Source organism: Pseudoxanthomonas mexicana, assembly GCF_014397415.1.
Classification (GTDB): Bacteria; Pseudomonadota; Gammaproteobacteria; order Xanthomonadales; family Xanthomonadaceae; genus Pseudoxanthomonas_A; species Pseudoxanthomonas_A mexicana.
Window position 1 is genome coordinate 3,218,577 of the sequence record NZ_CP060731.1, and the last position, 14,450, is coordinate 3,233,026.

15 protein-coding genes are annotated in these 14,450 nt (G+C 59.4%); 7 read left to right on the plus strand and 8 right to left on the minus strand.

Translation table 11 applies throughout. From position 1 onward, the window contains the following. Window position 1 precedes the first annotated feature (1 nt). Entirely contained in the window at window positions 2-511 is a 510-nt protein-coding gene (locus tag IAE60_RS14980; RefSeq protein WP_187572860.1) for a hypothetical protein, read from the minus strand. 55 nt (window positions 512-566) lie between these two features. Further along, window positions 567-1,319 carry an endonuclease gene (locus tag IAE60_RS14985; RefSeq protein WP_222937148.1) on the minus strand — a complete coding sequence of 251 codons (753 nt, stop codon included), beginning with the start codon at window positions 1,317-1,319 and terminating at the stop codon, window positions 567-569. Window positions 1,320-1,934: 615 nt separating this feature from the next. Between IAE60_RS14985 and IAE60_RS14990 the strand changes: the two genes are divergently transcribed. Continuing rightward, window positions 1,935-2,546, plus strand: a complete 612-nt coding sequence (locus IAE60_RS14990; protein WP_187572862.1) for a DNA-3-methyladenine glycosylase — start codon at window positions 1,935-1,937, stop codon at window positions 2,544-2,546. A 27-nt stretch (window positions 2,547-2,573) separates the two neighbouring features. Continuing rightward, window positions 2,574-3,002, plus strand: a complete 429-nt coding sequence (locus IAE60_RS14995) for a hypothetical protein (protein WP_187572863.1) — start codon at window positions 2,574-2,576, stop codon at window positions 3,000-3,002. A gap of 689 nt (window positions 3,003-3,691) precedes the next feature. On the opposite strand, the gene IAE60_RS15000 is transcribed toward IAE60_RS14995, so the two are convergent. Further along, a complete protein-coding gene (locus tag IAE60_RS15000) occupies window positions 3,692-4,021 on the minus strand; it encodes a hypothetical protein (protein WP_187572864.1) in 330 nt (109 codons plus the stop codon). 530 nt (window positions 4,022-4,551) lie between these two features. On the opposite strand from IAE60_RS15000, the gene IAE60_RS15005 reads away from it, so the two are divergent. Together IAE60_RS15005 and IAE60_RS15010 are read left to right on the plus strand one after the other, a co-directional pair. Continuing rightward, the gene (locus IAE60_RS15005; protein WP_244966587.1) at window positions 4,552-5,502 is read left to right on the plus strand and encodes an SOS response-associated peptidase family protein; all 951 of its coding nucleotides are present in this window, start codon (window positions 4,552-4,554) and stop codon (window positions 5,500-5,502) included. 240 nt (window positions 5,503-5,742) lie between these two features. Further along, window positions 5,743-6,927 carry a hypothetical protein gene (locus tag IAE60_RS15010; protein ID WP_187572866.1) on the plus strand — a complete coding sequence of 395 codons (1,185 nt, stop codon included), beginning with the start codon at window positions 5,743-5,745 and terminating at the stop codon, window positions 6,925-6,927. 239 nt (window positions 6,928-7,166) lie between these two features. On the opposite strand, the gene IAE60_RS15015 is transcribed toward IAE60_RS15010, so the two are convergent. Next, window positions 7,167-7,559 (minus strand): PIN domain-containing protein, encoded by a 393-nt coding sequence (locus tag IAE60_RS15015; RefSeq protein WP_187572867.1) that lies wholly within the window; start codon window positions 7,557-7,559, stop codon window positions 7,167-7,169. A 299-nt stretch (window positions 7,560-7,858) separates the two neighbouring features. Continuing rightward, window positions 7,859-8,626: a hypothetical protein gene (locus tag IAE60_RS15020; protein WP_187572868.1), complete on the minus strand. Its 768-nt coding sequence runs from the start codon at window positions 8,624-8,626 to the stop codon at window positions 7,859-7,861. 652 nt (window positions 8,627-9,278) lie between these two features. Here IAE60_RS15020 and IAE60_RS15025 point away from each other — a divergent pair. Then, on the plus strand, window positions 9,279-9,842 hold the full coding sequence (locus IAE60_RS15025; protein ID WP_187572869.1) for a hypothetical protein: 564 nt from the start codon (window positions 9,279-9,281) through the stop codon (window positions 9,840-9,842). A 143-nt stretch (window positions 9,843-9,985) separates the two neighbouring features. After that, entirely contained in the window at window positions 9,986-10,744 is a 759-nt protein-coding gene (locus IAE60_RS15030; RefSeq protein ID WP_187572870.1) for a hypothetical protein, read from the plus strand. A 32-nt stretch (window positions 10,745-10,776) separates the two neighbouring features. Here the strand turns inward: IAE60_RS15030 and IAE60_RS15035 are convergent, their stop codons facing one another. After that, window positions 10,777-11,673 (minus strand): hypothetical protein, encoded by an 897-nt coding sequence (locus IAE60_RS15035; protein WP_187572871.1) that lies wholly within the window; start codon window positions 11,671-11,673, stop codon window positions 10,777-10,779. 305 nt (window positions 11,674-11,978) lie between these two features. Between IAE60_RS15035 and IAE60_RS15040 the strand changes: the two genes are divergently transcribed. Beyond that, window positions 11,979-13,409 carry an SEFIR domain-containing protein gene (locus tag IAE60_RS15040; RefSeq protein ID WP_187572872.1) on the plus strand — a complete coding sequence of 477 codons (1,431 nt, stop codon included), beginning with the start codon at window positions 11,979-11,981 and terminating at the stop codon, window positions 13,407-13,409. A gap of 10 nt (window positions 13,410-13,419) precedes the next feature. Here the strand turns inward: IAE60_RS15040 and IAE60_RS15045 are convergent, their stop codons facing one another. Together IAE60_RS15045 and IAE60_RS15050 are read right to left on the minus strand one after the other, a co-directional pair. Further along, a complete protein-coding gene (locus IAE60_RS15045; protein ID WP_187572873.1) occupies window positions 13,420-13,872 on the minus strand; it encodes a GNAT family N-acetyltransferase in 453 nt (150 codons plus the stop codon). Then, on the minus strand, window positions 13,848-14,420 hold the full coding sequence (locus tag IAE60_RS15050) for a DUF6445 family protein (protein WP_187572874.1): 573 nt from the start codon (window positions 14,418-14,420) through the stop codon (window positions 13,848-13,850). The genes IAE60_RS15045 and IAE60_RS15050 overlap by 25 nt, the downstream gene beginning before the upstream one ends. Window positions 14,421-14,450 lie beyond the last annotated feature (30 nt).

The window sequence follows — 14,450 nt, forward strand, 5'->3', positions numbered from 1 at the left end:
CTCAACGGGGCGCATGACGCGAGTGAGCGACCTTACCGGTCCCGCGCTGGGGAAGGGGAGCATGCGTCGCTTTGGCTGTCACATTCAAGCCAGAGGACTTCGCGAAGCGCTGTAGGGGTTGCCCTACGTCGGCAATCGATTCGAAGTCGTCGGGCATAGCGTCGACCATGATCACGCGGGTGCTGATCGCCGAGGAGGTGGGCTGCAAGAGCCTGTTGTAGTCGAGCGCACTCCCCTGACGCCTAGCAGGTGGCGGCGCAGCAGCCTTGGCATAGCGGTTGCGCCATCGCGCGCACTCGTACGCGCGGGGGCTATTCCTAGCATTGATCCAGCGCTCGATGAACCGCTTCGCCTGGGCGACGCTCGCGGCCTTCGAGTGGAACTCCTTCTGCCACCACTTCAGCTTCGTGGTGCCGTCAGCCTTGATGGCCGCTACGCACGCGTAGTTCTGATAGAGGTTGGCTCCGCCGTCTGCGTTGTCTGACCAGCGATAAGATTGGGGAAGCGCCATGGGAGGATCTTCGGCCCGTTGCTTCCCAGAAGCTGAGACAGCGCGAACCGTCCGCCTAGAGCTCCCGCACCCTCAGCTCGCCCGAGAGGATGGGCCGCGCCACAATGTAATAGTCGTCCCGGTCGAATTGCCCCGAGTCGCCCTTGATCCGCCTAGCCTCGCGCAAGGATTCGGCGCTCCCTAGGTAGTTCCAATGGTCAATTACGTGGAGCTGCCTGAGCTTCCCGTCGCGCTCCTCAATCGCCACCCTGCCCTGGTAGGGCCACTTGGCGACTTCAATCCCCCTGAGCGCCGTTAGCAGGCGTTCGTCGTGGTCGCGCCCGGCCTCCTTTCCGGCGCAGGCTCCGCGGCAGCGGCCGATCGAATGGCGGAAGCAGGGGCGGCCGCCCGGCGTCCGTTCTAGGCCAATGCGCGCACAACAGAGCTCGTGTTCGTCCGCCAAAGCTCTAAGCTTGTCCATGGCGGCCATCTTGCTGCCGAAAAGGCCATAAAGGTTCGTCCGGAGACGAAAGTTGGGCTCGTTGGAGAACGCGTAACGCACCCCTCCCAGATCCAGCGCTATCGAGCAGATCCGATGAGTCCGCCTCAGCTTCTTGTTGTAGAGCGGCTGCAGCGTCTTGATCTGGTGCGCCTCCAGGAGCTGGGCGCCCAGGTCACCGGCCGTTCGGACATGGGTGATACGGCGCGTCTGGGACAGCATGCGCGCCTCGCCGGGCTCTCGCAGGTGGCTGAGCACCCGTGTCCGGAGATCGACGCTCTTGCCGATGTAGAGGGGGACGGACTGCTCTTCCCCGTGGAACTGGTACACGCCAGGAGCCTTGGGCAGCTCGGCCGCCAATTCCCGCAGGTGGATGGGGTACTCGTAGGGGAACTTTTCACGTTCTTGGCGACGAAACAACATGACGTGCGTAGCGTGTGGGGCACCGGCCAGCTGCGATCGTCTGGCGAGAACGTCGCAGCAATTGCGACGGTAGCGAAGCCTAGCCGCCCAGGGCGGGTCTCGCTATTAGTATTTCGCTGAACGGCAAGCGATCGATAGGCCGACCTTGACGACCCATCGACGGCCGCTGAGTAACGTGTGGCTATCCACCACCACGGATCGTGACTATGGCCGCCCCCATTGACCTCCCTCCTGCATATGTCTGGCACGCTGATGAAGACGGCCAGCACACGCTTCTGCTTAAAGACTGCCCCATCGTGACAGTCGGCCCCATGGGCGCGGGCTGGCTCATCAGGGTCGTGCTGAAGGGGAACGGGATCGAACCTCTGGAATACGCCGTGCGATCTCTGGACCGTGGGAAGGGCTGGGCACAGCGCTGGGTGAAGCAGCGAGAGCGCCTGGTGGCAAAGGCCTGCGGGCATCCGGTGGAGCCGTCCCGTCCCCTCTCGTCGACTTCTGGCGGAAGACGAAAGGCGGCCTGAGATGGGACCTCCCCTCCCCCGTTCGTTCTATGCTCGCGACCCGCGAATCGTCGCCCCCGAACTGCTCAATAAGTTGATCGTAGTGGCTGACGGCCGGGCGGGACGGATCGTCGAGGTCGAGGCCTACTGTGGCTCAGAGGATCCAGCTGCCCACACCTACCGCGGCAAGACGGCCCGCAATGCCACCATGTTCGGGGAGGCAGGCCACATGTATGTCTACTTCAGCTACGGGATCCACTGGTGTGCCAACACCGTCTGTGGCGAAGTCGGCCAAGGCTTTGGCGTACTCCTACGAGCCATCGAGCCGATCCAGCGCCTAGATGCCATTCAAGAGGCTCGCGGGCTTCCCAGACGCGCGGTCGACGTAGGAAATGGGCCGGGTAAGCTGGCACAGGCGCTTGGCATCACAGGGGAGCTCAATGGCGCGGACCTGGTCACTGTTGATCGCGGGGTGTGGGTGGCGGACGACGGAGTCCCACCTCCGGCCAAGCCTGCAACGACCCCCCGGGTCGGCATATCCAAAGGCCGGGAGCACCCATGGCGCTGGCACGTGCTGGGGAATCCGTACGTTTCCCGCGCCCCGAGGCTCCCCCCGGCGGATCTCACGCCGTGACTACGAACTGAGGTGCACAGTCGGCCCATGCTAACCGCCGAGCAGATCCGCGAACGTCTGGACGAAGCCGAGGCCGCCATCCGGGATGGTCAGGTCGGCAGCAATCCGCACGAGTTTATCGAGACCCTATGGGCCCAAGTCCAAGAGGAAGCTCCACCAGAGCTGAAGATGGAGGTATACGACCGCCTCCTTGAGCTAAGCGGCTTGCTCGGCATTCGGGATACGACTCTCGCTCAGGAGCGTCTGGGCGGCCCGCTCTGGGACATGTTCCTGGCTGCGCTGGAAGACCTTCCAGACGCAACCCAGGACGAGGCAGCCTTCTGGCGAGCCGTGGACTCAGCGAAAGCACCATTGTTCGACGGATGCACTGAGGAGTGCGGGGCGGAGATAGAGGAAGCGGTCCAAGCAGAACTGAACCGGCGCGGGCTCGCGACCCCAGGAGAGTTTGAGCCTTAGCTCAAGTCTCTCCCTTGACGAACAGCGGCGTCGGCTTGAATGAATTGTTAGCTGCTGACGACATTATTATGGAGTTGCGGGTAGCAATGATGTATCCAACTGGACGTTGAATTTTCCTGACGAAGCGCCAAGCTCTAGAAACCTAGGTTCTTTCGTCAGTTCATGATCTCCGACAAGTTCGCCGTCGACCCAGAAACGAACCCTCTTTCCCGACAGATCAGTTCTTATCCGAAACTCGTGCCTCAATGGATAGAGCTTCGGGAGCCTTGTTTCATGAATTGTGCTCTGGGTTTCTTGATCAATCAGGCGAGTCTCTACGTAGATCCGATTCACCTGGGGATCTACCGGCAAATGCAAGTAGTAACCTGAGCCCGTCTTATCTGAGTGAAACGACACGAAGAATGTAGGAGTCCATTTTTCTGTAGGGCTAGACTTCATTCGTCGAACAATAAAATCAGTTGTTCCATCAGCCGCATCCAAGAACAAGCCGTCGCCGTATCCTGGCGCCACATCAAAGCTCAGCACCAATGGCCGTGAATGTCGAAGGTCTGCGCTGTGCATCAAAGAGCACCCACCGATGCCGACGCAGATTGCTATTGCACATAAAATGGAAGATATGATTCTGCTCATTGAACAGCTAACACCTGAGTTAAGCCGCGCCGTGAAGCGGCGTCGGCTTGGACGATTTGTTAGATGACACAGCCGACGAAGTACGCGGCGACCCCAACTGCTGTAAGGAAAGCACCCCAGCTTGCAAGAACCAAGTACTTGTAATTCCAGTTCGGCTCAGTGGCGTCCCCGAGATTCTTCACCGCAACGAGGTACTGGAACAGGACCGACATAAACAGCGCGAATGCTGCAAGCAATCCGGCGATAAGCGCCGGAACGTCGTGTGACCTGGCAGAGGCATTGCTGAGCAACGTAGCCATCAAGCCGCCGACCAGCAGGGAAGCTAGATTGATGAGCTGCTTTGCGTTGTCTACGAGTACTTCCACCGCATATTTTGTGTCCCCAGCCATGATGTCTCCCTGTGTCATCTAACGCCTGAATTAAGCCGACCCGCGAAGCGGGTTCGGCTTGAATGAATTGTTAGGTTGCCAGCCGAGCAGCGCCAGACCAGTGAACGATAAGTCCGACTCCACGAAGCTCAGCAACCAAGAGTGAAACGTCGATCCCTGAGCGCACAAGCTTATCGTCTCTAAAGCCGACTGCTGTAGTTGAAATGATTACCTCCGCGAGCTCGGTGCTCTCTGCCTCGCCGAGGCCGGCTCGCATCAGTGCGACCCGTATGTCTCCAATGACGCCGGTTGGCACTTCAATCGTTAGACGAGCCACTAAAGGTTCCCTGGCAACCTAACTACCTAATAGACGGACCCGTGGGTCCGGTTATACGACTTATCCACAGCGCACCGTATGGTGGGCTATCTCCTTGATTCGGCTCGATCTTAGGGGGCCAGAGCTCGTCTAACAAGGCGTCGCAAAGCCGGACCGACGAACTTGGTAGGATCGGCCCATCCGGGACGAGAGGCGGGCTATGTGCTACTCCGCGATGATCCAAGCCGATTACGATAAGTACGTGCGGCACTATGGCGCCACGATGAGTCTGGAGGAGTTCGCCTTGAACGTCTGGGCAGCGCCAGACCGGGCGAAGAAGAAGCGGCGCCCGAAGGCGGTAGATGACTGGTTCCGGGGGCTGAGCGACCCGAAAGCACAGGAGATCTGGCGCGAGATACAGCGCCAGCGGGCGGAACGGGAAACGGAGCTCCAGCAGGAGCTGTTCAAACAGAAGAAGCGCCGGGCGGACGCAGAGCGGGCCCTTCAGACCAAGGTCACCAAGAAGGCGCAGGAAGATCTCCGGATCTCGACCGAGAAGATCAGCAAGCTGAAGCTGGATCTAGACGACTTGCAGCGCGCGGAACCCCTGCCCCGGGATGCCCGGTTCTTCCCCGGCAACTACGCCCCTGTGATCGTCATGGAGGACCGCCGGAAGGTGATCAAGCCGATGCGCTATCAGTGCCGGCTGCCGGGCTGGAACGAGTACATAGAGCGCAAGTACCCCGGGACCTACAACGCCCGGCGCGACAGCATCCCCAAGACCTGGGATGCCCTATTCGGCCACAAGCATGGGATCATCATCGTCAACGCCTTCTATGAGAACGTCGAGCGCCACCTCCTGGAGCATCGGGAGCTTGCCGAGGGCGAATCCACGGAGAACGTCGTCCTGGAGTTCCGGCCCAAGCCTGAGCAGGACATGATTATCGCTTGCCTGTGGAACGAGTCCCCGGACGGCGATGGACATCTCCTATCGTTCGCCGCAATCACAGACGACCCGGCTCCAGAAGTGGCAGCGGCTGGCCATGATCGAACGATCATCCAGATCAAGCCCGAGAACGTGGATCGGTGGCTGACGCCTGAGGGGCGCTCAATCGAGGAACTGCAGGCCATCTTGGACGATCGGCCCCTGACGCGTTACGAGTATCAGGAGGCGAAGGCGGCATAGTGAATTGAGCAAGTTCGCCTCTGGTCTCACTCATGGTCTGCTGCCCCGAGAGACATCACGGAACAAGCCGGGGGAAACTCTAGATCGACGGCGCTCCCTTACCCATATTGAAGGGCTCGCAATTGCACTTAGGGGCTATTCCTCAGGTACTTACGTTTACGTGAATGTTTCTGTCCGGAACTAGTGTGCGGCCGCGTTGGCGCGGCTACAGGGGGAACTACTAAGCACACGGAGCTCGCCATGAATAGAGTAATGCGCGTAACGCTACTACTTCTCGTATTGCCTGCTTCCTGGGCGACGAAAGCTGATCCCTACGCTATCTGTCTGCCCGCGATCGAGAACGCCGTGACAACGCAATACCATTTGCAATCTTCAAAGGCAAAATCGGCAGTCCGGGATTCGATCACCCAGTCTCGAGATCGCTACGACCAAAACAAAGCCGATGGCAGTGGCGGGGTTGGCGTGGATCTCTTCGAAGTGATCGGCGCAAATGTCTCTGGGGGATCATCTTCGAGCCGGGTTACGCAGCTTTCTGAGAAGTACAAGCGCGACAGCTCGCTCGCCCTTAGCACTGAAGATTTCCTCTATACGCTGACAACCGTTGAGAACCCGGAAGTTGCGGAACTGGCGAGGGATTGCATCCGCAGCGTCGGACTTAGTCAGGGAGCCTTCCGCTACACGGTGAATGATGTGCAGACCGATGATTTCTCTATCACCTACCATTACGTTCCTCAAGCGAGTACGGATCCGGACTTCCTTACGGTTACTAATCTCACTGTCAATGGCGCAGCCCGCGTAGAGTCGCCTCTAACCCTGACAGGTGGCACGAGGATGGATTCATATGCTGGCTACACTCAGAGGTTTCGGCGAACGAAAGATGACGAGCCTGCGCTGGTACAGCTCGACGTACACGGGCGCCCCACCGTGCCAGTAACGATCGCGGCCAAGAAGAAGTTTGACCCGTTGCCCGTCGGTATGGTGGTTGCATCACCGCTGCCTTGGGGTCAATTCGCGCAAGTGTCGGGAGACTCAGCATCGTTCGACCCACGGAGGAACAAGTGGGCTCCTTGCGATGGCCGCCCAGTTGCTGGATCAGCCCTTGCTACCGGCGGTGCCGCCGAAACGCCAGACCTCCGAGGCGTCTTTGTGAGAGGGTTGAACGACTTCGCAGCGGGCAATGTTCCGCCGGTGGCTGCCGACAGAGCAGATCCGGATGCTGGCCGGCGTGCTGGTGACTTTCAAGCCGACGAACTTAAAAGCCACTCCCACGAGTTGGGTTACCACCGATGGGGGCTCAAAAACGGCAATGGTGATGTGAATCTCGAAGCCAGCCAGCCACGGCCGAGCGCTAGCACCAAGCCAACCGGCGGCGCTGAAACTCGCCCCAAGAACGTCGCCCTCTACTACTACGTGAAGATCAACTAGAGAAGTGACTTCGCGCAACGAGCCCAGGATCGACCGTGCCAGAAGAGCGCCTCCCCAAGAGTTGTCGGGGAGGCGCTCAATAAGGATCGGCGCCTTTGGTTCGAGTCCAACTTCGGGCGCCGGTGTTATAAAGGGCTGCGAGCAATCTCAGCCCTTTTTGTTTGTCTACTACTCGCGCCGCTGTTTACAAATAGTGTGGAGGCGTGGCTCAAAGCCCGGCGCAAGCGATCGGCAATGCGCTAGCGGAAGAATTCGATGGGATATCCGGCTTGCTGGGGCGCCGTAAGCTCCTTCGCGTCCGACGAAAGCAAAACTAAGCCATGCGCCATAGCCGCAGCAAGCCCCAGGGCGTCAGGTATAGCCATCTGAAATTGCACCTTCAGACTTGCGGCGGACTCCATCAGTGGGTCATCCATGGCGTCGAGGCGCTCGACTAGACCTGTGAGGTCCGCCAGGAATTGACGGGCCTTGTCAGGATTGCCCGTGCGCTTGATCACGTCCTTGAACAGCTCGTATGCATGGATCCCGTGCAAGTAGCACCCGCCCGCTGAGATCACGTCCTCGACCCGATCTGCCCCCGCCTCATCCTCGAGATATGCGATCAGGGCACAGGTATCGAGGACATAAGCCACTCGTCAGCCTACCGATGCGTCTTCGGCTCGCTGACGCAAGATCTCGCTCGTGGGGGAAAACACTCCCTTGTATCGTGCACGGATGCTTCGTAGCAGGCCCCGACGGCGCTCGACATCCGACGCGAGTTGAGTCCGCTCAAAGGGAAGTGCAGGGGGGCGAGAGGCGTTCGCACTTCCCCCCGTGCGCAGCACACCCTTCTCAACAATAGAGATAGTGGTCGGAGACATCCATGCACCAGAGCCCACACTGACGGGGGTGGCCGCCGCAGCTAACATTGCAAATCGAGTTAGATGAGTTTTCATTTCAATTCACCCGTCGCTGAGACCAGCCGCCTTGCCACCGCCTGGGCTTCCGCTAACCCGTGATCAAGCAATTCCATACCGACCGCCATTGAAGTCGAGTAGTTCGGCTGCTCGTTAAAGGCCATCCTGTCATTGTAATCGCAGACCACTTCGACCCCTGTCGCTATAGCGCTTCCAAGTGGAAGCCGCGTGACGCTGAGCGGTTGTCCTTCGACTTCCGGCCACTGGCTTACAGTCTGAACGTTCAGGTTGCAAAAGTAATCCCGGCGGACATTCTTAGACCAGCGAACGGCGAGCTCGTTGACTTCTCCCTCGTAAACGTCACGCGCAAAAAGGCCGGCCACGCTACGAATTGAAGCCTCGTTGGAGGCCGACGGGATACGTAGTGTGGTCGAGATCCCCGTGAAGGCCGGCCTCGCACCGGGCGCTACCACCCCCACAATGTCATGCAGGACGGGAAGTCGTTCCTTGGCGTACTGCACGCCTCTTCCTGGAGTCTCCTGCCAGTCGGGGGAATAGGTCACCGAGAGCATGACAGCGATCTGAGAGACCAAAATTTGATTAAACCCGTGACTCGACCCAAAAAGCAGCCGCGGGACTTCCGGGTCAATTTCCTCTGGGACAGGGACGATCTGGGGGAACGAATAGCCCGTTGGAAAAGCCTTCGTCAACACATCTTCCACCTCATTAACGCGGCGGCGGATGCCCGTTTGACGAGGGTACGTAAGGGTCACGCTGTGCTGAACGAGTAGGGGAGCAAACATCCTGGATCCTTCGTCCCGAGCGGCCTAACTCTAAGGCGTCTTGGGATTCGCGACCAGTCTCCTCCACCCCAGATCCCCAGAGGACTCCCACCCTTGCCCGGGTGGCTTCGAGCCGCCGCCAGGCCAGCGCCCCCCTTTCTCCGCCAGATCTCTTTACCGAAACCCTTGTCTCACAAGGGTTTTCGCGTTTATGGGACAGGCTCGCCCACACTTCTGCCCATACTTCTGCATCTGGATGCATTGGACCTGCAAACGCCCCTGAGCCCCAAGCACAGCCTCCGTGAGGTAGGTCTGGCTACGCACCGGGGTGGGGAGCAGCCCTCCACAGGGGCTCAAGATAGGCGTTGGGCTGCGCGTCGAGAATCTTCTGTACGTACTTGGCCGCGGCCTGGAGATTGTCTGCGATGCACCTAAGCACCTCCAACAATCGTGCCTCGCCTTCATCCAACCGACGGTCTCGGACATCTGCGTCTCCTGACTGACCACAAGTCCACGCCTTGTGGACTATCCCAATCCGGATACGTTGATTGTCTATGTATCCGGCTGCCATTGGTCGGCAAGTCGCTGATACATCCGTGAATCTAGCCGCGTGCTAGACGCATTCTGACGACCGCTGCGATACATTCGGCTACGGCACCCCAAGGTGAATGTTATGCGATCGATCCTGACCACGACCTTGGCCCGGGACTTTCAGACCCAGCCGCCCCCATTGGTGGATCCGATCGGGCGCCCGCCTACCCGCATCCAAAACTTAGAACAGCTTGTCGCATCATGTGTCCGCGACGCCTTCGGAGATGCTTCTACCGCAGCCCAACTCCTGCAGGATCGCATCCATGGCAACCGGAAGGCACTAAAAGAGCTGACCGCTCCTCTCTTGGCTCACGCCTGCCTACAGGCCGTATCAGCGCGCATCCGGGCTAATCGCCCTCCAGAAGACGACTGGAGCAAGGACGAGCACGAGGAGCCGGACACCTCGGAACGACTGTTCGCCTTGGCCAAGTCCAATCTCGACTTCCGCCTCCCTAGTGGGATCATCTTGCGCGATGCCTTTGTGCACGACGTTCGGGATGGCGCCATTGCTCTCCGTAAGCGGGCGGCGCGTGCCGCGAAGTACGCAGCTTGGCTTGAGTCGATCGCTGCCCGTATGCCGAAGCATCGTACCGTTGGGGACATCCTCGACGAGCCCACGCTGGCCACACTTCTCGAAGAATCCTAGATCGAAAGACCTTTCGTCTTGAGACCGGCCAGCCGCCCTTTGCCCTCCGCGGGCCAGTCTGCGAGTGCCGGTCTCATCTATTCCCAGCGAGCCGGGGTCCAAGCCAACGCTACTTCGACCGACTCCAGTTCCAAGAGGTGCCTATGGACGAGTTAGACAAGCTTTGCGCAACGATCGTGGAGCGTTGTAGCCAGCGCGCAGATCTGCAACGAGCTGAAATCAGACTCACCCTGCAACTGAAAGCCATTTGCCGGCGATTCGTGAAGGGCGACGTGCCTGACAGTGTCCGTCTCTACAGCTCCCTTCAGGGCAAGTCAGACCATCCTTATCGAACGACGGCCTTGGCCGTCACCCAGGTTCTGCTGAACGCAAGAGAAGATATCCGCCAAGGACGACTGTTGATAGAAGCACAATTGGAGCAAGACGTTCGAGCCTTGCCGATTTGGCCCCGGGTGAAAGCTACGCATGGGTTGGGCTTCCTCGGTGTGGCCCTCCTCATTGGCGCCACCGGTGACCTCCGGAGGTATTCGAATCACAGCAAGGTCTGGAAGCGGCTTGGTCTGGCAGTGATCGACGGGCGTTGCCAGCGGAAAGTACCGGGTCCGGAAGGAGTCAGGCAGGGCTTCTCTCCAAATCGCCGCAGCACGATGTGGAACTTGGGGTCCAACATGCTCCGAACTCAGTCAGGGCTGCCTACCGGTCGGCGCTACAAGGCCCGCGAACCTGGTCCCTTCCGCCTCGGCTACGACGCTCGAAAGGCCTACGAGCTCGCCAATGGGTTGCCCAAAGCCCACGCCCACAACCGGGCCAAGCGCTATATGGAGAAGAAGCTGGTTCGGAACATCTGGAGGGCTTGGCGGGAAGCGGGCCCGGCCCTCGCACCCGCTCTCGCGCCAGCTTAGCGGCGCTCTGACTCGCCCCCGCCTGCGCGACCTCAAGCATTCGCGGATGGTGGGGCATGCTCCGCATCCAGTACGCGGTCAGGGCTCAGCACCGCTATCTCTGGGTCCTGCGCCGGTAGCTTCTTAACAAAGGTCGCTACATCCCGCGGGACCCTTTCATAGGTCAAGGCCACGACACCGTCAGCATCCGAAGCCCCGTGAAGGTCAATCACTGGAGCCAGATCAGACCAGCGCAGTAGCACCCTGTCGGGTTTGGGACGAAGGAAGGAGCGTGGAGCCAGCTCTTCACGAATCACCAGAACATAGTCCGTGGGGGCGGACTCGAAGGGGATACCGTCCGGCCAAACAATCATAGAGGCGACCCGCCCACCCACGCGGGCATACATGCGCGTGGGGACGAAGCGGTCTATACCTCGCTGCTCCAGAGCAGCCTCCCGCAGCGGCTTACGGAGATTCCACTGCCATGTTCTGTGGATCTCAGACTGCGGGAGCAGTCCGCCATGCTCGTCGACCCCGTGCTTCTCGATGATGCTGGCTATGGCCCACTCGTTACCTGCATTCCACCCCGCGAAGAATCCTTCAACGCTAAAGTCTCCTTCGCCCATTCCACTGGCTTGTGGGTCGGAGACGACTAGGTCAAATGCGCGGACCAATGCCGTCACATGCGGCGCCGCTTCCAGCGCGAAGGTTGAAGGCCTAAAGAAGTTTAGATTGAACCAAATGGGATACGCAGACTCGGGATCTTCACCTTCTGCGGCGGTGGACCCTACATCTTGCCAGCCGAATGCGAAGTAGGTTCCTGTCGCTTCGTTCTGGTATGTCACCTCGGTTTCGCCGATGTCGAATAGCGGGTTCTCAGCGAAATGTGCGTCGAAAGCGGCGCGATTCAAAGAACCGCTTCGGGGCTTAAAAAAGAGGTCGTAGCTCATTGGGAAACTCTAAGCCATGTCTGCCTTAGTCGCCACCAGTACTACCCAGACGCCACGGTGCCAGCCGTGCAACCAGCGCGCGCTCTTGCATGCATTGCCGAACTGCCCACACTGCTGTGCGAACCACTGCGGCCCCTTCTCTCGTATTCAGTGATCCATGACCAGCGCCTAGTGCTTTATGTCTGCCTAGGTTCTGGGAGGGCTACGTCATGCTGGCCGGATGCTGATATCACTAGTCGCCCCCTCCAAATCGCAGGGCCAGGCGAGTAACCTTTCCAAACTAACGAAGCAACGCCGGGCCCAGGATGACCAAGGACGACCAAAAGACCCCCAAGCTATTCGTCTCCTATAGCTGGACTACTCCAGAGCACGAGGAGTGGGTGATCGAACTTGCCAGCCAACTGGTGGAGAACGGCGTGGAGGTCGTACTCGATAAATGGGACCTTCGAGAAGGCGACAACGCATACTCCTTTATGGAGCGCATGGTCACTGACCCATCCATCGACAAGGTGCTCATCGTCTCAGATGAGGCTTATGCCGCGAAGGCAAACAATCGAGCGGGCGGCGTTGGCACCGAGACAACAATCATTTCGGCTGAGGTGTACGGCAGCCAGAAGCAGTCAAGATTCGTGGTCGTTATCCCGCCGGGCTCCTCCGACGCGGCTCACCACGTTCCAGCCTACTACAAAGGCCGAATTCACATCGATTTGAGCAACCCTGACATCAGGGGCGCTCAGTTCGAGCAGCTAGTTCGCTGGATCTTCGGCAAGCCGACTCATGTTCGCCCAGAGCTTGGTGCGCCCCCCGCCTATCTAACGGAACGCCCTGAGACATCTCTAGGGACGGGTGGCCGGCTAGCTAGCGCTTTAGAGTCCCTCAAAGGAGGCCGCACGAATGCCGCGGCCATGGTTGCTGACTATCTAGATACTTTTGTTTCTGGCCTGACGCGATTTCACGTTCCTCAGGACTCAACCGGCCAAGATGCCGTCCAAGAGATTCTTGATGGAATCGAAAGGTTGGAGCCCGCGCGGAATGAGTATCTTCGGATCGCCCAGACCGCTGCTCGGTCTTTGCCGCCCGACGCATTCGGTCCAGTGTTCAGAAGGTTCTTGGAGAAGCTTCTACCTCTGACGGATGCCCAAGGCAATCGCCCTTCCTGGATGGTCGATCACCTCCGATTCTTCATTTCAGAAGTCTTTCTGATCACGATCTCATCTCTCGTGGACGAAGAGCGGTTCTCAGCCGCGAAGAGTATCGTCAACAGCCGCTACTTCCTTCCTCACAAGTCAGATCGAGGCGAGTCAAGTGGCGGATTTCTGGAGTTCCGTGGCTATCTAGACTCGACGGATGCACTCAACCGAAAGCTGAATAAGGCTAGTGCTAGGGCGCTTCTTCTCAAAGATCGTGCCGAACGAGCGGGTCAGCGTGTCGAGTCAATCGCGCAAACCGAGCTGATCCTCTTTTTGAAGGCGGCATTCACAGAGCCCTATTACACCTGGTGGCCCGACTCAATGATCTACACCAATCGCTACCGCGCGCTGGAAGTATTCTCCCGGTGCGAATCCAAGGACTACTGTGAGAGCCTGCTCCCTATCATGGGGTGCAACACGGTTGAGGGCTTCAGATTGAAGATGGAGGAAGTGCTTCAGAACCGCGACCTTCAACTGCGATTCGGATTTGAGCGACCGGACTTGCGTGTCAGCTGCGGATTGAGTGCCTTAGCTTCGTTGCCATAGCCCTGACGGCCTAGGGGCCGAGAACCCTCGTAAAGCTAGATTCGGTGTGCCGGTAGCCGACACGCTCGTAGATCGATGCGGCCTGGGGGGGCGATGTAGACAGGTGCACCATCTGGATCGCCTTGCAACCCTTCGCGCGACAGGCGGGCTCAATCGCGGCGAGCAGCGCCTTTCCGGCACCCTGCCCCTGCTCGCTCGGGTCGACCCACCACACCACCTCGTAGGCCGCGGTCACGTCGCCGTTGAACATGAAGGGGGCCACGAACAGACCGACCATGCCGATCAGCTTCGCGCCGTCGTCGGCCACCAGCATCAGGTGATTCTCGGCGAGGTTCGATGCCAGGTCATGCACGGTCTCGGCGTTGAAGTCGGCCCAGCCGGAATAGGTGGTCGTGGCGTAGAACTTCCGGCTCATCTCCACGATGGCCGTGACATCACTCAGGGTTGCGTTTCTGACCTGCATTTCCCGTCCTTGGGAGTAAAGAAGGCGACAGCGATCAGGCGGCCATCGCTGGCATCCGTGCCAAAGGCGGCGAAGGGCCATCGCGAGTGGAACAAGGCTGATTCATAGATCACTGCGCGCCCCACCTTCATCTCGGCCAGCGCCAGCTGTTCCCAGCGATCGGCGTCGTCCCAGTCGTGGCGAACTATCTCGAATAAGCCAGCATCGCCAGGATCGATGCGACTGGCTCCCGTGGCCTTGTGCCGCCAGAACGCCGTGCCCCCCTCGCCTTCGCTCAGGTACAGCACTAGAGCGTGAGTTCCCCAGCCGAGGTCGGAATGAATCGCCGCATTCGGAAGCTCGCCGCCGAAGTTGAGCCGGTAGCCCATGCCCAGCATGTCGACCGGACCCATGACCTGCTCGATGCGCTCCAGCAGGCCCGGAACCTCAGTCAGGCACACGCGGCGGTAGACCTCACCGTCGTAGCCTGGCCAGTCCACGAACTCGGATGCCAAGGCGTGCGCGCGAATCGCCGCAGCGTCAGGCAAAAAGTTGTCGATGATCTGCATCCGCCCTCCATGGCGTTGCTTGAATATCAA